Source organism: Streptomyces krungchingensis, from assembly GCF_054729265.1.
The window spans coordinates 2,386,805-2,404,559 of the sequence record NZ_JBPUKY010000001.1; the positions used below are offsets into that span (position 1 = coordinate 2,386,805).

Annotated in this window: 16 protein-coding genes; 6 read left to right on the forward strand and 10 right to left on the reverse strand. The window is 73.5% G+C overall.

Annotated elements, in window-relative coordinates; all coding sequences use genetic code 11:
- Positions 1 to 18 precede the first annotated feature (18 nt).
- The 5 genes from ACSYGO_RS10670 to ACSYGO_RS10690 all read right to left on the reverse strand — a co-directional run bounded on the left by ACSYGO_RS10670 (position 19) and on the right by ACSYGO_RS10690 (position 5,543).
- A complete protein-coding gene (locus ACSYGO_RS10670) occupies positions 19 to 864 on the reverse strand; it encodes an SGNH/GDSL hydrolase family protein (protein WP_426681745.1) in 846 nt (281 codons plus the stop codon).
- Positions 861 to 2,015 carry a glycosyltransferase gene (locus ACSYGO_RS10675; protein WP_460386565.1) on the reverse strand — a complete coding sequence of 385 codons (1,155 nt, stop codon included), beginning with the start codon at positions 2,013 to 2,015 and terminating at the stop codon, positions 861 to 863. The genes ACSYGO_RS10670 and ACSYGO_RS10675 overlap by 4 nt, the downstream gene beginning before the upstream one ends.
- Positions 2,012 to 3,292 carry a glycosyltransferase family 4 protein gene (locus ACSYGO_RS10680; RefSeq protein ID WP_426681743.1) on the reverse strand — a complete coding sequence of 427 codons (1,281 nt, stop codon included), beginning with the start codon at positions 3,290 to 3,292 and terminating at the stop codon, positions 2,012 to 2,014. The genes ACSYGO_RS10675 and ACSYGO_RS10680 overlap by 4 nt, the downstream gene beginning before the upstream one ends.
- Positions 3,293 to 3,431: 139 nt before the next feature.
- Positions 3,432 to 4,850, reverse strand: coding sequence for a HEAT repeat domain-containing protein (locus ACSYGO_RS10685; protein ID WP_426681742.1), 1,419 nt, complete (start codon positions 4,848 to 4,850; stop codon positions 3,432 to 3,434).
- Between the two features lie 300 nt (positions 4,851 to 5,150).
- Positions 5,151 to 5,543 (reverse strand): ankyrin repeat domain-containing protein, encoded by a 393-nt coding sequence (locus ACSYGO_RS10690; protein ID WP_426681741.1) that lies wholly within the window; start codon positions 5,541 to 5,543, stop codon positions 5,151 to 5,153.
- A gap of 347 nt (positions 5,544 to 5,890) precedes the next feature.
- On the opposite strand from ACSYGO_RS10690, the gene ACSYGO_RS10695 reads away from it, so the two are divergent.
- Positions 5,891 to 6,085 (forward strand): hypothetical protein, encoded by a 195-nt coding sequence (locus ACSYGO_RS10695; RefSeq protein ID WP_028803620.1) that lies wholly within the window; start codon positions 5,891 to 5,893, stop codon positions 6,083 to 6,085.
- Positions 6,086 to 6,122: 37 nt separating this feature from the next.
- The gene (locus ACSYGO_RS10700) at positions 6,123 to 7,748 is read left to right on the forward strand and encodes an ATP-binding protein (protein WP_460386566.1); all 1,626 of its coding nucleotides are present in this window, start codon (positions 6,123 to 6,125) and stop codon (positions 7,746 to 7,748) included.
- A gap of 157 nt (positions 7,749 to 7,905) precedes the next feature.
- Here the strand turns inward: ACSYGO_RS10700 and ACSYGO_RS10705 are convergent, their stop codons facing one another.
- Positions 7,906 to 9,405 carry an SCO1417 family PLP biosynthesis transcription factor gene (locus ACSYGO_RS10705; protein WP_095932968.1) on the reverse strand — a complete coding sequence of 500 codons (1,500 nt, stop codon included), beginning with the start codon at positions 9,403 to 9,405 and terminating at the stop codon, positions 7,906 to 7,908.
- A gap of 99 nt (positions 9,406 to 9,504) precedes the next feature.
- Here ACSYGO_RS10705 and yczE point away from each other — a divergent pair, with 99 nt between their 5' ends.
- The 4 genes from yczE (at position 9,505) to ACSYGO_RS10725 (ending at position 12,989) form a co-directional block, all read left to right on the forward strand.
- Positions 9,505 to 10,203: a membrane protein YczE gene (yczE, locus tag ACSYGO_RS10710; protein WP_460386567.1), complete on the forward strand. Its 699-nt coding sequence runs from the start codon at positions 9,505 to 9,507 to the stop codon at positions 10,201 to 10,203.
- Positions 10,200 to 10,967: a glycerophosphodiester phosphodiesterase gene (locus tag ACSYGO_RS10715; RefSeq protein ID WP_432175663.1), complete on the forward strand. Its 768-nt coding sequence runs from the start codon at positions 10,200 to 10,202 to the stop codon at positions 10,965 to 10,967. The genes yczE and ACSYGO_RS10715 overlap by 4 nt, the downstream gene beginning before the upstream one ends.
- Positions 10,968 to 11,009: 42 nt before the next feature.
- Positions 11,010 to 12,359 carry an MFS transporter gene (locus tag ACSYGO_RS10720; protein WP_426681737.1) on the forward strand — a complete coding sequence of 450 codons (1,350 nt, stop codon included), beginning with the start codon at positions 11,010 to 11,012 and terminating at the stop codon, positions 12,357 to 12,359.
- A gap of 255 nt (positions 12,360 to 12,614) precedes the next feature.
- Positions 12,615 to 12,989, forward strand: a complete 375-nt coding sequence (locus ACSYGO_RS10725; RefSeq protein WP_003977404.1) for an RNA polymerase-binding protein RbpA — start codon at positions 12,615 to 12,617, stop codon at positions 12,987 to 12,989.
- Between the two features lie 468 nt (positions 12,990 to 13,457).
- Here the strand turns inward: ACSYGO_RS10725 and fxsA are convergent, their stop codons facing one another.
- From fxsA to ACSYGO_RS10745, 4 genes are all read right to left on the reverse strand, one after another.
- The gene (gene fxsA / locus ACSYGO_RS10730) at positions 13,458 to 14,030 is read right to left on the reverse strand and encodes an FxsA family membrane protein (protein ID WP_426681736.1); all 573 of its coding nucleotides are present in this window, start codon (positions 14,028 to 14,030) and stop codon (positions 13,458 to 13,460) included.
- Between the two features lie 152 nt (positions 14,031 to 14,182).
- The gene (locus ACSYGO_RS10735; RefSeq protein WP_345657762.1) at positions 14,183 to 14,974 is read right to left on the reverse strand and encodes a polyprenol monophosphomannose synthase; all 792 of its coding nucleotides are present in this window, start codon (positions 14,972 to 14,974) and stop codon (positions 14,183 to 14,185) included.
- A 544-nt stretch (positions 14,975 to 15,518) separates the two neighbouring features.
- Positions 15,519 to 17,144, reverse strand: a complete 1,626-nt coding sequence (locus ACSYGO_RS10740; RefSeq protein WP_460386568.1) for an amidohydrolase — start codon at positions 17,142 to 17,144, stop codon at positions 15,519 to 15,521.
- Positions 17,145 to 17,210: 66 nt separating this feature from the next.
- Complete coding sequence (locus ACSYGO_RS10745; protein ID WP_067366187.1) at positions 17,211 to 17,651, reverse strand: Lrp/AsnC family transcriptional regulator; 441 nt, start codon at positions 17,649 to 17,651, stop codon at positions 17,211 to 17,213.
- Between the last annotated feature and the right edge of the window lie 104 nt (positions 17,652 to 17,755).

Sequence of the window (17,755 nt, forward strand, 5' to 3'; positions counted from 1 at the left end):
AAGGTCGCGCCCCGCTCCTCACGCCACGTCCGGCTGTTCGGCCGCCGTGAGGGCGGCGAGCGCGGACGCCACGGCGTGCGAGGCGCTCAGGTCGAGCCGGGCGCTGGTGCCGCGCGCCCGGTGCCGTACTTCGGCGGCGGCGAGGGTGAGGAGCTGCGGCAGCAGGTCCGTGCACCGCCGGGCCACCCACCCCGTGCCCGCGGTGGCCAGCCACCACAGGCCGGCCGACCGGGTGGGCGGCGGGAACTCGGGCTCGGCGCCGGGCGCCGTCCCCTCGGCGATGCCCTCGTGCGTGAGCAACGCGTGGAAGCGGAGGGCGAGTTGCCGGTGCCCCCGCTCTCCGGGGTGCAGCCGGTCCGCGCTCCACATCGCGCGGTCCCGCAGCCACGCGCCCTCCGCGGCGTGCAGGTGCACCGCCCCGTACCGTTCCGACAGCGCGTGCACCACGGTGTTGACGGCCCGCTGCCGCCGGGCCAGGGGGCGGGCCAGGGCGCCCGGCAGCCCGAGCATGGCGCCGGGATCCGGCAGGCACGCCGTGAGCAGGACGGCGTCCTGGCCCCGGAAGGCCGCGTACACCTTGTCGAGCCGGGCGGCCACGGCATGGATGTCGAAGGTGCACCGCAGGGTGTCGTTGACGCCGATCACGACCGACACCACGTCGGGCCGCAGGGCCAGCGCCGCCGGTGTCTGCCGCTCCAGCACGTCGCGGGTCTGCGCCCCGCTCACGGCGAGGTTGGTGAAGTCGACGGACCGGGCGAGGCCGTCGGCGAGCAGCGCGGCCCATCCCCGCCGGCGCTCGCCCACCGGGTCGCCCACACCCTCCGTGAGCGAGTCGCCGAGGGCCACGAACCGAAGCGGTCTCATCCCACGCCCTCCTGGAGACGCGGCCGCACCTGGACCTCGGCGTCGTGTGCGGCGAGGAAGCCCGCCACGGCGTCGTCCCAGCCGAAGCACTCCGCACGCGCGCGTGCCGCTTCCCTGCGCTCGCGTTCCGGCCGGCCGAGCAGCAGCCGTACCGCGTCCGCGAAGGACTCCCCGCTGTCCGCCGCGGTGGCGCCGGCCGCGCCGACGATCTCCGGGAGGGCGGACAGCGCGCTGGCCACCACGGGGGTCCCGCAGGCCATGGCCTCCAGTGCGGCGAGCCCGAACGTCTCGGCGGGCCCGGGCGCCAGGCACACGTCGGCGCCCGCCTGCAGAGCGCCCAGAGCGGCACGGTCGGCGACGTGCCCGAGGAACGTGACGGGCAGGTTCCGCTCCCGTGCGCGCTGTTCGAGCCGGGCCCTGAGCGGCCCGTCCCCGGCGACGACGAGAACGGCCCGCTGTCCGCGCCGCAGCAGCGCCTCCAGCGCGTCGAGCGCCGTGCCCGGCCGCTTCTCGACCGACAGCCGCGAACACATCACGAGCAACACCTCGCCCCCGCGCGCGTGGCGGGCCCGCAGCGCGTCGTCGCGCAGCGCGGGATGCCGCCCCACCAGATCGACGCCCAGGGGTGCGCGTACGACGTTGCGGGCGCCGATCCGGACGAACTCGCGCTCGGCGAACTCGGTGGTGCACACCACGCGCGCGTAGGTGTGCGCGGTGCGGACGTTGAGGGCGTCGGCGGTCCGCCGGGCCACGCCCTCCGGCAGCCCCCAGGTCCGCAGCACCCCGTCGGCGGTCTCGTGGGAGACCATCACGGCGGGCACCCTGGCCCGCCGTGCCCACACCCCGGTCCAGCGCAGGGTGGTCCGGTCGGAGACCTCCAGGCGGTCGGGCGCGAGGGACTCCAGGAGCCCGGCCACCCGGCGCTTGTCGGTGAGCACCCGATAGCCGCCCGTCCCGGGCAGCAGCGGTCCGGGCAGCGTGATCACCCGGCCCTGTTCGGTCTCCTCGTCGCTCGCGCGCTCACCGGGGACGACGAGGACCGGTTCGTGCCCGGCCGCCCGGTAGCCGGCGCCCAGTTCGCGCAGCGCGGTGCGCAGGCCTCCGGAGGCCGGGGCGACGAAGTTGGCGAGCCGTACGATGCGCAGCTTCATGCCGCCACCGGCTTCCGCGCGAAGAGCACGTCCGTGTAGTGCCCGATGAGCTGGTCGCCCACGGCGGCCCAGGTGCGGCCCTCGACCATGTCCCGTGCCGCGCTGCCGTAGGCCCCGCGCAGGCCGGGGTCGGCGGCCAGGGCGGCCACCGCGTCCCGTACGGCGCCGGCGTCACGCGGCGGCACCAGCAGTCCCGTACGGCCGTGGGCGACCAGGTCGAGCGGTCCGCCCGCGGCGGGTGCGACGACGGGCACGCCGCTCGCCATGGCCTCCTGCACGGTCTGGCAGAAGGTCTCGAAGGGGCCGGTGTGCACGAAGACGTCCAGGGAGGCGAAGATGCGGGCGAGTTCGTCACCGGTGCGACGGCCGAGGAAGACGGCGCCGGGGAGGGCGCCCCTCAGGGTCGTCTCACTCGGGCCGTCGCCGACCACGACCACGCGCACGCCGTCGAGGCCGCAGGCGCCGGCCAGCAGTTCGATGTGCTTCTCGGGGGCGAGCCTGCCGACGTAGCCCACGATCAGTTCCCCGTCGGGCGCCAGTTCGCGGCGCAGCCTCTCGTCCCGGTGTCCGGGGCGGAAGCGGACCGTGTCGACGCCGCGCGGCCACAGTCGCACCCGGGGCACACCGTGCGCCTCCAGGTCGGCCAGGGCGGCGCTGGACGGGGCGAGGGTCCGGTCGGCGGCGGCGTGCACGGAGCGTATGCGCCGCCAGGCGGTGGCTTCGCCGGCGCCCATGTAGGTGCGGGCGTAGCCGGCGAGGTCGGTCTGGTAGACGGCGACGGCGGGGATGCCGAGCCGGGCGGCGGCGGCCATGCCGCGCACGCCGAGGACGAAGGGGCTGGCCAGGTGGACGATGTCGGCGCGGTGTTCGGTGATCGCGGCGGCGACGCGTCGGCTGGGGAGGGCGACGCGGACCTGGGGATAGCCCGGGAGCGGGAGGGAGGGGACTCGGACGACGGGGCACGGCGCCGAGGCGTCGGCCCCCGTCCCGACGACGGGTTCACCGCCCCGTCCGTGAGCGTCCTCCCACCCGGGCGGAGCGGAGAACGGGGAATCGGTCGAGGCCGGGACGGACTTGGCGGACACGGCGGACTTGGGGGTCGCGGCGGACTTGGCGGACGCCGGGGACTTGGGGGACGCCGGGGATTTGGGGGACGTCGGAGCGACGACGAGGGGAGCGTGACCGCGATCGACGAGGTGCCGGGCGGTCTGGAGCGCGCAGTGGGCCACGCCGTTCACATCGGGGGGAAAGGATTCGGTCACGATGACGACACGCATACCGGTGTTGTCGCCGTGCCGGACGTGGACGCGTCAAAGTGGATCTTTCCGCTCGGGGAACGTCCCATGAGCGTTGCGCTGCGCCCCTGTCCAGGTCAGCCCGCGTCCACGCCCCCCTGACTCACGGGTCACCGAACGTTCATACGGCGGGCATGTCGGGTCCGATCCGGCTGCGGACCGCTGTCTGGACATCGGCCTCCTCGGCCGGATCCGCGGCCAGTCGGCGCAATTGGTCCACCACGCGCGCGTCACCGGTCTCGGCGTGCCGTGCGGCGACCTCGCGGGTGGTCTCCTCGCAGTCCCACAGGCATTCGACGGCGAAGCCGGCGGGGAACGAGGGGTCGGTGGCGGCCAGGGCGCGTGCGGCGCGCCCGCGCAGATGGGACGACGCCGTCTCCCGGTAGATGTGCCGCAGCACGGGGGCGGCACAGGCGATGCCGAGCCGTCCGGCACCGTCGACGAGGGTCCACAGGGTGGGCGCGTCGGGCCCTTCGCCGCGCACCGCCTCGCGCAGTGCGTCGAGGACCAGTTCGCTGTCCTGGGCTCCGCCCCGGCAGGCGAGCATCCGCCCGGCGGCGGCCCCCAGGACGTCGGGCCGGTGCACCCAGCCGCGCGCCCGGTCGACGGCGGCGACGCTGCGCATCCGCTCGAAGGCGTCGACGGCGGCGTCCACGACGGCCGTCGAACCGGTGGCGACGGCCGCCTCGATCAGGTCGAGGGCTTCGGGGTCGTTGCCGTCGGCGAGATAGCGCAGGGCCGTACAGCGCGCGCCCTCCCCGCCGTCGCGTGCGGCCGCGACGATCTCCGCCCGGTCCTCGGGACCCGCGACGGCCATGAGGCAGCGGGCGGCGGGGACGTGCAGTGCCGCGCCGCGGTCGATGCCCTGCTGCGCCCACTCGAAGACCGCCTGCACGCTCCAGCCGGGCCGGGGCCCGCTGGGTCGCATCTGGCGCTGCCAGCGGTCGAAGGAGCCGGCTTCCTGGGCGGCACGCACGCGCGCGCCGACGGATGCGCGGGGATCGTCGGCCCACAGCCGCCAGGGCCGGGGCTCGAAGGCGTCGCGCACGGCGGTGGCGAGGGCGGCCTCGCCCTCCGGATCGGCCGGGAACCGGGCGAGCACGGGCTCGGCCAGGGCGCGCAGTCCCGCGTCGTCGTCACGCAGGGCCAGCTCGTCCAGGGCCCAGGCCCAGCTGGTGCCCACGGCGGCGTACCTGCGCAGCAGTTCGAGCGCGTCGCGCCTGCCGTACGAAGCGAGGTGGCCGAGAACGGCCAGGGCCAGCCCGGTGCGTGACTCGCACTCGTCGAGGGTGTCCTCGACGTCGAAGAGATGGCGCTCGATCTCGTCGAGCTCGCCGCTCAGGTCGAGGTAGAGACGGGCGTAGTAAAGGGAGCGGTTCTCCACCTGCCAGTCGTGGCGGGGGTCCCGCAGCACACAGTGGTGGAGAGCCGCGAGCGCTTCGGCTCGCGGTGCGGTGAGCGCGTGCAGCGTGCCGTCGCCGCGGCCCCTCTGGAGCAGGCCGAGCAGCGTGGCGCTGGGCGCTATGACCGGATCGAACATGGGAAACAGCCTCACATCAAGCGTCGACGCAACCGGGAACCTGGATTACCTGGCCGCGTGACAACACGTCGGAGCGCCCGCCGTTTCTTGCTTGCTGTAGACCATCTTCCTCTGCCTCTCGTCGGTGGCCCATGCGGGCCGCATCACGGCCCGCGCGGTGCGGCAACACCTGCCCAGCCATCGCGTCCGTGAATCACGACGTCATGATGACTCGGCAGTTCTTCCTGCCGCGACCGTATTTCCGGCGGCCCCGTACCGCCTCCCCCGTTTTCTGCGTTTCGCCTGGTCAGGACGTATGCGTCACTGCGCGCCGAACAATTCGAGCAGTTCGGTCTTGCCGAACATGCGCGCGGTGTCGACGGCCGAGGGCGTCCCGGCGGCGGGATCGGCACCGGCGTCCAGGAGCACCCGGATCACGGCCTCCTCGCCCTTGAAGACCGCACCGGCGAGCGGTGTCTGGCCTCGGTCGTTCACGCGGTCGGCCTCGGCGCCGCGCTCCAGCAGGGCGCGGACGGCCTCGGCGTGGCCGTGGTAGGCGGCGAGCATCACGAGCGAGTCACCGCGGTCGTTGGTGAGGTTGGCCGGAACACCCGCGTCGACGTACGCCACGAGCGTCCCGGTCTCGCCGCGGCGGGCCAGATCGAAGATCTTGGTCGCCAGCTCCACGACCTCGGGGTCGGGGGCTTCACTCATCGGCCGGACCGCCTCTCACAACGACTACAACGGGGACTGCGGGAGCTTACGACAGCGAGCGGAGCTGTCACGCCCGGACCTGCACGGGGCCGGGGATGCGCCCGTACGGGTGAATCGCCAGCGTACTGGCTCCGGCGGCACATGACCGGCCCCGCCGACGGCAAAGATCACAGCGGCTCCACGGGCCGACGGCGGACGCATCAGGCCCGCTCGGGCGCCTCAGGACGGCTCTGCCACTTGGATGAAATCGCCAGGAAATCACCCAGTTGCACCTTTTATCGTATGGATACATCCTGTGATCCTGGAAGTACTCATGGTGACTGTCCCCACGAACCAGGAGAGCTCAAATGATCCTGTCCATCTCAGGTGTGGTCCTGCTCGGCGTCATCGTCTTTCTCTTCTTCCGCAAGGACGGCCTCAAGGCGTCGCACTGCCTGGTGTCGACCCTGTTCGGCTTCTACCTGGCGAGCACGGCCATCGCACCGAGCATCAAGGCCGGTGGCGAGAGCCTGGCGAGCCTCCTCGGCGGGATCAAGTTCTGACGCCCCTCCCCCTCGCACGCACCACCAGGAGACAGCAGTGGCCCGGCGCCCCCTCCCCCGCATTCTCAGCAACGGCAGCGCGCAGATCGCCCGAAGCCGGGAGCTGGCCAGGACGGCGGCCGACAGCGCCACCGATGTCCTCCACCCGCTGATCACGATCACCCGTGGACTGCGCCGGCTGGCCGGGGCCGGACGGCGCAAGTGGGCCGACACCCCCAAGGACCGGCGCGGGCCGCTGCTGTTCCTGGCGGCCTCCGCGGTGCTGGTCGTGGCTCTGCTGCCGTACGGACCGCTGCTCGCCGCCATCAGCCTGATGGCGGCGGCGGCGTGGACCGGACGCGAACGCGTGGCGCCCGAGCCCACGGGCCCCGACGAGTCCCAGATCCAGCGCCTGCAGTCGCTGTACGAGGCCCTGGTCCCGTACTTCTCGACGGCCGAGGACCCCGCACCCCTGTACGCCCACGGCGGCGACTGGGAGAAGGCCTTCCCCTCGTTCGAGTTCGACGACGACGGGCGGGTGTCCCGTCTCCTCGTCCGCTATCCGGCGTACTTCACGGACGGCGAGGCGGAGGCCCGGGCCCGGATCGAGCAGTTGCTGCACGCGAAGTCGGGGCGCGGCCGCGAGTACCACTTCGTGTGGGACGAGGAGGGCAACGAACTCACGGTCGACGTGCTTCCTCCCCTCCCCACCGACATCGCCGCCCAGCGCTTCGTCACCGCGCCCGGCGAGACGGTCCTCGGCTTCACCGACCCCGCCGACGTCCAGCGCACGCTGCCCCTCACCCACGGCGAGGAACAGCGGGACGTCCCGCCGGTCGTCTGGCGCACGGGTGTCCGCTCGACCGAGCCGCACCTGCTGATCGCGGGCCAGCCCGGCAGCGGCACGACCACCCTGCTGCGCTCCATCGCCCTCCAGGCCCTCCAGCACGGCGACGTGGTCGTCGTCGAGGGCGCGGGCACCGGCGAGTACGCCTGCCTGACCGGCAGGGACGGTGTGCTGGCCGTCGAGTGCGCGCCGTCCGGGGCCCTCGCGAGCCTGGAGTGGGCGGCGCACGAGACGGAGCGGCGGCTGATCGCCGCGAACCGCGCCCGGCAGGCGGGGCACCCCGCTCCGGACGACGTCAAGAACCCGCTGTGGATCCTGCTGGACCGGCCCAGCGCTCTGGGTCACCTCGCCGCCGCCGACGGGCGCAACGACCCGCAGGGGCTCCTCCAGGTCCCCCTGCGCCACGGCAGGGCGGCCGGCGTCATGGTGGTGGTGGCGGAGCACCTCGACAGCCTCGACTGCCTCAGCGACGCCGTGCGGCAGCACACCCGCGCGCGCGTGGTGCTCGGCGCGGCGTCCTCCGAGCAGCTGGAAGCGGTGCTCGGGGCCCCGCCGCACACCACGCCGACCCGGGACGTCCCGCCCGGGCGCGGCTACGCCCGGCTCGGGAACGGGCCCGTCCTCCGGCTCCAGGTTCCGGCGACTCCGGACCCGTACGACGACACGACCAGCGAGGCGCAACGGCAGGCCGTGCTCGACCTGCTTCCCGGACGGACGACTCCGGGTGCCCCGGACGCTCGGCCCGTCGAGGCGCTCCCCGTGGAGGCACAGCCCGCGAAGTCCCTCACGGCGGACGCCCAGTCCACGGCGTCCCTCCCGGTGGTGGCCGAGGGCTGAGACCCCGTCCCGTTCCGCACCTTCTCATCAGGCCTGAGCCGAAGTCCCTCGGCTCAGGCCTGATGCCGTCGAAGCCCGGTGCGCGTGGCTGGGGGCCTCGGCCGTACGGCTTCGGAGGCTTCGGAGGCTTCGAGGGCTTCGAGGGCTTCGAGGGGCGCTACGCCACGAACGTGCGCGGCGCCTCGTTCCCCGTGCTCGCGCCGCTCTCGACCAGGCGGGCCGCCGCCGCCAGGCGCACCGCGGCCTCCTCGGCCACCGCGCCGCCCACGGTGAACGGCAGGCGCACATAGCCCTCGAAGGCGCCGTCCACACCGAAGCGGGGGCCGGAGGGGACGCGTACGCCGACGCGTTCGCCCATCTCGGCCAGGCGGGAGCCTGACAGCCCGCCGGTCCGCACCCACAGCGTGAGGCCGCCGCGGGGCACCGAGAACTCCCATCCGGGCAGCTCACGCCGCACCGCGGCCACGAGGGCGTCGCGGTTCTCCCGGGCCTGCCCGCGCCGGATGTCCACGGCCTGCTCCCAGCCTCCGGTGCTCAGCAGCCAGTTCACGGCGAGCTGCTCCAGCACGGGTGTGCCCAGGTCGGCGTAGGCGCGGGCGGCGACCAGGCTGCGGATGACGTCGGGAGCGGCGCGCACCCAGCCGATCCGCATCCCGGCCCAGAAGGCCTTGCTCGCGGAGCCGACGGTGATGACGGTCGATCCCGCGGGGTCGAAGCCGCACACCGGGCGCGGCATGTCGAGCCCGTCCTCCAGATGCAGCTCGCTCATCGTCTCGTCGACGACGAGCACGGTGCCAGCCGAGCGTGCGGCCTCCACGAGCCCCCGCCGCCGGCTCTCGTCCGCGAGGGCGCCGGTCGGGTTGTGGAAGTCGGCGACCACGTAGGCGAGGCGGGGGGCCGCGTCGCGCAGGACCTGACGCCAGCGGTCCATGTCCCAGCCCGCGAGCCCCTCGGCCATGGCGACGGGCACCAGCCGGGCTCCGGCCTCGCGCATCAGCTGGAGGATGTTGGCGTAGGAGGGGGACTCGACGGCGATGCGCTCGCCGCGTCCCGCGAACAGGTGGCAGATGGCGTCGATCGCGCCCATCGCCCCGGTGGTCACCATGATCTGCTCGGGCATGGTCGGGATCCCGCGCGCGGTGTACCGCTCCGCGATCATCGAGCGCAGCGCGGGCAGCCCGGCGGGATAGTCGCCGTGCGTGTGCGCGTAGGGCGGCAGCTCCTCCAGGGCGCCCTGCACGGCGCGGGTGAGCCACGGCTCGGGCGCGGGCAGCGCCGCGCAGCCGAGGTCGATCACGGACCCGAGGGCCTCGGGGGGCAACGGTTCCAGGCCGCGCGCGGGCAGCGGGTTGCCGGCCGGCACGGCGGTCCAGCTGCCCGCGCCGCGCCGGGACTCCAGGAATCCCTCGGCACGCAGCGCCTCGTAGGCCGCGGCGACGGTCGTACGGCTGACGGAGAGGGACAGGGCCAGTTCCCGCTCCGCGGGCAGCCGCGCGGCGACCGGCACCCGGCCCTCCAGCACCAGCAGCCGGATGCCGTCGGCGAGGGCGCGGTAGGCGGGCGGGCGGCGGGTCCCGGGGCCCGCGGGCCGCTCCTGCTGCGAGTTGAGGAGCCGGGCGAGCTGTGCGGCGCCCACCGCCGAGGTCCACTGCGCCATGATTTCCAGTCCACCTTCCCCGAATTGGCCATGGATGGCTTTTCTTCTCAAGCCACAGAGTGTCACGAGCCAGGCCAGTCCGACCACAGGGGGCACCACTTGTCCATCCGCTTCGCGCGTTCGCACCCCGTCGAAAGCCCCTCGGGCCCCCAGCCCCGGCGGCTCCCGCGCCGCCTCGTCCAGCTGTACGTGGGCCTGGCCCTGTACGGCGCGAGTTCGGCGCTCCTCGTGGAGTCGGGGCTCGGCCTGGAGCCCTGGAACGTGCTGCACCAGGGGCTCGCCGAGCTGACCGGTCTGACGATCGGCGTGGTGTCGATCATCGTGGGGGCGGCGGTACTGCTGCTGTGGATCCCGCTGCGCCAGCGCCCGGGCCTCGGCACCGTCTCCAACGTCTTCGTGGTCGGCATCGCCATGGACGGCGCGCTGGCGCTGCTGCCGGACGCGCGCACACTGGCGGTGCGGATCCCGCTGCTGGTGGCGGGCGTCGTGCTGAACGGCGTGGCGACCGGCCTCTACATCTCGGCGCGCTTCGGCCCGGGTCCCCGCGACGGTCTGATGACGGGTCTGCACCGGCGCACCGGCCGCTCGATCCGCGTGGTGCGCACGGTGCTCGAACTGGCCGTCGTCGCCACCGGCTTCGCGCTCGGCGGCACGGTCGGCGTCGGCACGGTGCTGTACGCGGTCGCGATCGGCCCCCTCGCCCAGCTCTTCCTGCGTGTGTTCGCCGTCCCGACGGCACCGGCCGGAAGCGCCGTCGTTGCCGCCGGGCAACCGGAGCGCGCGATACTGCCCGGGTGAGCACGCGTATACGCCATCCGTACCTCGACCATCCCGGCCCGATCGCGTTCGCGCACCGGGGCGGGGCGGCGGACGGCCTGGAGAACACCCTCGCCCAGTTCCGCCGCGCGGTGGAGACCGGCTACCGCTACATCGAGACCGATGTGCACGCGACGGCGGACGGCAGGCTCGTCGCCTTCCACGACGACACCCTGGACCGGGTGACGGACGGGGCGGGCCGGATCGCGGACCTCCCGTGGGACGACGTGCGCCACGCGCGCGTGGCGGGCGAGGAACCGGTGCCGCTGTTCGAGGAACTGCTCGACGCCTTCCCCGACGTGCGCTGGAACGTGGACGTGAAGGCCGAACCCGCCCTCCGACCCTTCCTCGACCTGGTCGAGCGGACCGGGGCCTGGGACCGCGTGTGCCTCGGCTCCTTCTCCGAGGCGCGGGTCGCGCGCGCCCAGCGCCTGGCCGGGCCGCGCCTCGCGACGTCGTACGGCACCCGCGGCGTCCTCGGCCTGCGGCTGCGCTCCTGGGGCGTGCCCGCGCCGCTGCGCCGCTCCGCGGTCGCCGCCCAGGTGCCCGAGTCGCAGTCCGGTGTGCCGGTGGTCGACCGCCGCTTCGTACGGGCCGCGCACGCGCGCGGGCTCCAGGTGCACGTGTGGACCGTGAACGAACCGGAACGGATGCACCGGCTCCTGGACCTGGGAGTCGATGGCATCATGACCGATCACATCGACACGCTGCGCAAGGTCCTGGAAGACCGGGGCACCTGGTTCTGAGCCTCCTCGCGCGGTCCGTCCACGGGGAAGCGAGGGGCACGGGTGAGCACTGACACCGTGCGCACGGAGCCGGCCGACGAGGCCGCCGAGCGCCGGCGCGAGCAGCGCGGCTGGTACTTCTACGACTGGGCGTGCTCCGTCTACTCGACGAGCGTGCTGACCGTCTTCCTCGGCCCCTACCTCACGTCGGTGGCGGAGCACGCGGCGGACGCGGACGGCTTCGTCCACCCCCTGGGCGTCCCGGTCCGCGCCGGCTCCTTCTTCGCCTACGCGGTCTCGGCGTCCGTAGTCCTGTCGATCCTCGTGATGCCGGTGGCGGGCGCGGCGGCGGACCGGACGGGCCGCAAGAAGCCGCTGCTCGCGGCCGCCGCCTATCTGGGCGCCGCGGCCACCACCGGCATGTTCTTCCTGGACGGCGACCGCTATCTGCTGGGCGGGGCGCTGCTGGTCGTCGCCAACGCCTCGGTGGCCGTGTCGATGGTCCTCTACAACTCCTACCTGCCGCAGATCGCCCCGCCCGAGGAACGCGACGCCGTCTCGTCGCGTGGCTGGGCCTTCGGATACGCGGCCGGATCCCTGGTGCTGGTCGCGAACCTGGTCCTGTTCACCGGCCACGACTCCTTCGGCGTCTCCGAGTCGACGGCCGTCCGCATCTGTCTGGCGTCGGCGGGCATCTGGTGGGGCGCCTTCACCCTCGTCCCCCTCAAACGGCTGCGCGACCGCCGTACGACCTCCGCCGGGGGGCCGTCGGTGCACGGCTGGCGGCAGCTGGCGGCCACGGTGCGGGACATGCGCGGCAAACCGCTCACCCTCGCGTTCCTGCTCGCGTACCTCGTCTACAACGACGGCATCCAGACCGTCATCTCGCAGGCCTCGGTGTACGGCTCCGAGGAGCTCGGACTGAGCCAGTCCACCCTGATCGTGGCCGTCCTGCTGGTCCAGGTGCTCGCCGTCGGCGGCGCGCTGGGCATGGGGCGGCTGGCCCGCGTCTACGGCGCGAAACGTACGATCCTCGGCTCGCTCGTCGCCTGGACGGTGACCCTGGCGGCCGGGTTCTTCCTCCCCGCGGGCAGGCCCGTCTGGTTCTTCGTGCTCGCCGCCGGCATCGGCCTGGTCCTGGGCGGCAGTCAGGCGTTGTCGCGCTCCCTGTTCTCGCATCTGGTGCCGCGCGGCAAGGAGGCGGAGTACTTCTCGGCGTACGAGATGAGCGACCGCGGGATGAGCTGGCTCGGGCCGCTGCTGTTCGGTCTGACGTACCAGCTCACCGGAAGTTATCGGGACGCGATCATCTCGCTGGTGGCCTTCTTCGTCATCGGATTCGTGCTGCTCGCCCGGGTCTCGGTGGGTCAGGCGATCCGCGACGCGGGGAATCCCGTACCGGACAGGATTTAGCACCCGGCGCCAAAGAGCGGTAGTGTACGCGTTTGGCCTGCCAGGCGTACCGTTACTGCGCGTCAAAGATGCTGAAGCGTTGGGTGACATCTGTTCCCAGATGTGACAAACCGGGCGGCTGTGGGTACAACAAGGGGCGGCTACGACGGCGACGCATGACCCGGAACGGGAATCTTTACCGCCGACCGGACGTTGACCGGATGACGACGACAGCGACACCTGTCCTGTGGGCGACAAGCCCGGGAGGCACGATTCATGAGTGAGCGAGCTCTTCGCGGCACGCGCCTCGTGGTGACCAGCTACGAGACGGACCGCGGCATCGACCTGGCCCCGCGCCAGGCCGTGGAGTACGCATGCGAGAAGGGGCACCGGTTCGAGATGCCCTTCTCGGTCGAGGCGGAGATCCCGCCGGAGTGGGAGTGCAAGGTCTGCGGGGCCCAGGCACTCCTCGTGGACGGCGACGGCCCTGAGGAAAAGAAGGCCAAGCCTGCGCGTACCCACTGGGACATGCTGATGGAGCGGCGTACCCGAGAGGAACTCGAAGAGGTCCTCGAAGAGCGCCTGGCCGTCCTGCGCTCCGGCGCGATGAACATCGCGGTGCATCCGCGGGACAGCCGCAAGTCCGCCTGACCCCTCGGGGCCGGACGGCATACACAACGCACGCCGAGACCGCGGGCACGTACGTCACTCGTACGGACCCGCGGTCTCGTGCTGCCTTGGGCCACGTCTCACGTGCTGCCCCGGGCCACGCCCGGCTGGCCCGGAGCACGTCTCGGCCGGCCTGGGCCACGTCTCGGCTGGGCTGAGGCACGTCTCGGCCACGTCTCGGCCGGCCTGGGCCACGTCTCGGCTGGGCTGAGGCACGTCTCGGCGTGCTGCCCCGGGCCACGCCCGGCTGGCCCCGAGCACGTCTCAGCTGACCTGGGTCACGCCGGGCCATGGCAGCGCGCCCCAGCCCCCCGCAGTCGCCCGGCACGGCCCCGCCCATCCCCGCCCGCGCACACCCCGTCGCGCCCCGCGGGCGCCCCGCTCCGCATACGCGAGGACCCCGCCCTCGGCCGGGCGGGGTCCTCGCGGCGGGCGTGCGGCGCCCGGAGGTCAGCGGGTCAGCGGCGGGTACTCACCGGGCTGCGGGCTCGGCCGGTCCTCGTCCCTGATGACCTCGCCCGGAACCACCTTGCCGTCGGGGCGATGGATGCGGGCCTGCTGGAACGCGTCGCCGAAGGTGCCGGGGACGGCCTCCCGCATCTTGCGGTCGAGGGTGCGCTCCGCGTACCGGCCGACGGCCTTCTGGACGGCCGGGATCAGCAGGAGAAGACCCACGGCGTCGGAGATGAGCCCCGGGATCATCAGCAGCAGACCGCCGAGCATCATCAGGCCGTTGCCCCGGCTGCCCTGGCCGGCGGACGCGACACCGCTCTGCTGCTGTTGCAGCGTCTCGCTGAGGTTGCGGAAGGCACGGCGCCCGGCGCGCTTGATGACCACCCCGCCGAGCACGAACCCGGCGGCCAGCAGCAGGAACACGGCGAAGCCGCTCGCGGTCCCCGCGACCATGGTCAGCAGCCAGATCTCCAGCACCAGCCACGCCGCGATGCCGAGCGGCAGGAAGGTGCGCAGCCGCGATCGCCGCGGCCGGGCGGGGTAGGAGGATGTCGGAGCGCCAGTCGTCATGCTCCCAGTGTGCCTGGGCCCGGCTCAGCACGGGATAAGCGAATGATCGGCCGCACCCGCCCTCCACAGGAGAACGCCCCCCCGCCTGGGCGAGGGGCGCGACGGAGGGCGGCCGGGCGCCGGGGATGCCCCGCGACGGCGGCCGGGGTGCGTCAGGAGGACTTTCGCCCGGTGATCCGTCCGACCCGCTCCCCCACACCCCACGTGGTGACGCGCCACAGCGCCTCCACCAGGATGTCGCGGCTCATCTTGGAGTCGCCCAGTTCCCGCTCCACGAAGGTGATGGGGACCTCCACGACGTGGTAGCCCGCCTTCACCGCGCGACGCGCGAGGTCCACCTGGAAGCAGTACCCCTGGGAGGCGACCTCGCCGAGCCCGAGGCCTTCGAGGGTCTCGCGCCGGAAGGCGCGGTAGCCGCCGGTGACGTCACGGATCGGCACGTCGAGCAGCACGCGCGAGTAGAGGCTGCCGCCGCGGGAGATGAACTCGCGGGACTTGGGCCAGTTCACCACCCGGCCGCCCGGCACCCAGCGGGAGCCGAGCACGAGGTCCGCGCCCTTGAGCGCGGTCAGCAGCCTCGGCAGCTCCTCGGGCTGGTGCGAGCCGTCGGCGTCCATCTCGATGAGCACGCCGTAGCCGTGGTCGAGGCCCCAGCGGAAGCCCGCGAGATACGCGGCGCCGAGCCCTTCCTTGCCCTTGCGGTGCATCACCTGGACGTTGTCGTCCTCGGCGGCCAGCTCGTCGGCGAGCTTGCCGGTGCCGTCCGGGCTGTTGTCGTCGGCCACCAGGACGTGGGCCTCGGGCACGGCGGCGCGTACGCGACCGACGATCCGCTTGATGTTCTCCGCCTCGTTGTAGGTCGGGATGATCACCAAGGCCGTGCCGAGCGGGCCGAACTGCCTCCCCTGGGCTTGTGCCGCGAGGGTCCCGTCGCCGTCGTTCACTGCTGCCCCTTCATGTCCGTACGCAGAGGTCCACCATAGTGCGCCCAACCTGCACTGCTGCGTCGGCTCGTCAGTACCGGGATGTCGATTCGGCAAGAACGGGGTAAGACTGCGTTTCCGGAGGCTGGAGGCGTGTGTGCTGCGGGATCGGGGCCCGGCGCCCTTCGGGCCGACCAGGGACCCGCTGGCTGCGAGTCGACCGAAAGCCGTTGTCTACTGAACGTCCGGGCCCCACCCGGGTCACACCTGCCGACTTGTCGGAACGTTCCCTCGCCTCGTGGCGCGGGCGCTGGGCCTGGCTCCCAGTGGTGGTGCGCCGGTGCGGCACATCACCCCTGACCCAGCGGCGCCTCGACGGCCGCGCGGAAGTTCCCCGGTCGGACGTCCGGTGGTGGACCCGGCCGAACCTACCGGCCCCCTGCGGCCCGGTGTCAACAGTCGTTTGAGCTGCGGTTTTCCACACAAACCCCTGGTCAGTGCGGAGGATGCGCAGGTCGCGCGACGAAGCCGCGGACGACGACGGGGGCCACGCCACCCCCGGACATCACTCGTTAGGCCGTACGAATACCGTCCGACCGCCGACGACGGTGCGCAGGCAGACGGGCAGGTCGCCTCCCGGGGTCAGATCCGGCAGTCCGGGCGTGCCGGACCGGGGGTCGGTGGACCAGCGGGCGACACGGTCGTCCGGGGCCTGCACGACGAGGTCGCCGGTGCGCCATACGGCGTAGTCGGCGGGCGCGCCGGGCACCAGGATGCCCGCGTCGTCACGCCCGACGGCCCGCCAGCCGCCCCGCGTATGCGCCGTGAAACCGGCGCGTACGGACACCCGGTGCTCAGGTGTGCGGTGGAAGGCGGCGGCCCGTACGGTGCCCCACGGGTCGAGCGGGGTGACGGGGCTGTCGGAGCCGAACGCGAGCGGTACGCCGCTGCGCAGGAGGGCGGCGAAGGGGTTCAGCGCGCGGGCGCGTCCGGCGCCGAGACGCTGCGCGTACATGCCGTCCTCGCCGCCCCACAGGGCGTCGAAGGCGGGCTGCACGGAGGCGGTCAGACCGAGCTCGGCGAAGCCCGCGATCGTCTCGGGGGTGAGCATCTCGGCGTGCTCGACGCGGTGCCGTGCGGCCCGGACCCGGGCCAGGCCCACCTTCTCGGCGGCGGCGCGCACGCCCTCGACCACAGCGGTCACGGCGGCGTCACCGATCGCGTGGAAGCCCGCCTGGAGGCCGGCCTCGGTGCAGGCCACCACGTGCGCCGCGGCGGCGGCGGCGTCGAGGTAGGCGGTGCCGGTGTGCCCGGCGTCGGCGTAGGGCTGGTGCAGGCAGGCGGTGTGCGAGCCGAGGGAGCCGTCGGCGAAGAGGTCGCCCGCCGCGCCCAGCGCGCCGAGCGCGCGGGCCCTCTCGATGCCCTCCTCGCCCGCCTCGGCCCAGTAGCCGACGACCCGGGGGCCGGGCTCCTCGGCCGCGAGCCGCAGCAGTGCGGCGAAGTCGTCCTCGGAGGAGATGTCGGGGCCACCGCATTCGTGCACGGAGCCGATACCGAGCGAGGCGGCGTGCGCGAGGGCGGCGCGCTGGGCCCGGGTGCGCTGCTCGCCGGTGACGGCACCGAGGGCCGCGGCGCGCACGGCGTGGTGGGCGTCGCGGGTCAGCGGGCCGTCGGGCGAGTAACCGGCCTGGCCCGTGACGCCCGGGACCAGGTCGAGGAGCGCGGTGGTGACCACGGCCGAGTGCACGTCGATGCGGGAGAGGTAGAGGGGCCGGCCGCCGGTGGCCTCGTCGAGTGCGGCGCGCGTCGGCGGCTGCCCGCCGGGCCAGCGGGCCGCGTCCCAGCCGTGCCCGAGCAGCACCCGGTCGCCGGGGTGTGCGGCGGCGAAGTCGCGCACCAGGGCGAGGGCCGTGTCCAGGGAGCGGGCGCCGGACAGGTCGAGGCCGCTGAGCGCGAGCCCGGTGGCGGTGGTGTGCACGTGCGCGTCCGTGAACGCCGGGGTGACCAGGGCGCCTTCGAGGTCCACGACCTCGTCGACCCCGTCCACGAAGGCGTCGGCCGCTCCCTCGGAGCCGACCCAGGCGACTTGTCCGCGCTCCACGACCATCGCGGTGGCGAACGGGTCGGCGGGACTGTGGACCTCTCCACCGCGCAGCAGCACGGTGTCCGACGAGGCGGTGCTCTCACTCATGGGAACAGTCTCGCGCCTGCCGGCACGCTCTCCGCGCGCGGGGCCCGCAAAAGGGGGCGAACGGCGTCAGATCCTGGGCGGTCGCGCCTCGTAGGGGGTGGACAGCACGACCGTCGTGCGGGTCGACACACCCGCCAGGGTGCGCAGCCGGGCGAGGAGCTCCTCCAGCTCGTGCGGGGTGGAGACGCGCACCTTGAGGATGTAGTTCTCGTCGCCGGCGACGCTGTGGCAGGCCTCGATCTCCGGGACGCCGGCGAGCCGCTCGGCGATGTCGTCCGGGGCGCTGGGGTCGAACGGTTTCACCGAGATGAAGGCGGTCATGGGCAGCCCGACGGCCTCCGGGTCCACGACCGCCGCGTAGCCGCGGATGACGCCGCGCTGCTCCAGCCGGCGCACCCGCTGATGCACGGCGGACGTGGACAGGCCCGTGGCCTTGCCCAAGTCGGTGTAACTCATCCGCCCGTCTGCGACGAGCAGCTGCACAATCTGTCGGTCCAGCTCCTCCATGACGCAAGAACCTACAGGGCGCTTGATCCCCCGGATACCTCAGCAGCGCAGGTCATACCCGGTTTGTGATGTGTCTGTGCGTGAGCCGTGCAGCGCGCGGGGGA

Bases quoted from the DNA above. Each gene is read 5' to 3' on its own strand.
- ACSYGO_RS10670 (WP_426681745.1), bottom strand. From the start codon at position 864: ATGAGACCGCTTCGGTTCGTGGCCCTCGGCGACTCGCTCACGGAGGGT.
- ACSYGO_RS10675 (WP_460386565.1), bottom strand. From the start codon at position 2,015: ATGAAGCTGCGCATCGTACGGCTCGCCAACTTCGTCGCCCCGGCCTCC.
- ACSYGO_RS10680 (WP_426681743.1), bottom strand. From the start codon at position 3,292: ATGCGTGTCGTCATCGTGACCGAATCCTTTCCCCCCGATGTGAACGGC.
- ACSYGO_RS10685 (WP_426681742.1), bottom strand. From the start codon at position 4,850: ATGTTCGATCCGGTCATAGCGCCCAGCGCCACGCTGCTCGGCCTGCTC.
- ACSYGO_RS10690 (WP_426681741.1), bottom strand. From the start codon at position 5,543: ATGAGTGAAGCCCCCGACCCCGAGGTCGTGGAGCTGGCGACCAAGATC.
- ACSYGO_RS10695 (WP_028803620.1), top strand. From the start codon at position 5,891: ATGATCCTGTCCATCTCAGGTGTGGTCCTGCTCGGCGTCATCGTCTTT.
- ACSYGO_RS10705 (WP_095932968.1), bottom strand. From the start codon at position 9,405: ATGGCGCAGTGGACCTCGGCGGTGGGCGCCGCACAGCTCGCCCGGCTC.
- ACSYGO_RS10725 (WP_003977404.1), top strand. From the start codon at position 12,615: ATGAGTGAGCGAGCTCTTCGCGGCACGCGCCTCGTGGTGACCAGCTAC.
- fxsA (WP_426681736.1), bottom strand. From the start codon at position 14,030: ATGACGACTGGCGCTCCGACATCCTCCTACCCCGCCCGGCCGCGGCGA.
- ACSYGO_RS10740 (WP_460386568.1), bottom strand. From the start codon at position 17,144: ATGAGTGAGAGCACCGCCTCGTCGGACACCGTGCTGCTGCGCGGTGGA.
- ACSYGO_RS10745 (WP_067366187.1), bottom strand. From the start codon at position 17,651: ATGGAGGAGCTGGACCGACAGATTGTGCAGCTGCTCGTCGCAGACGGG.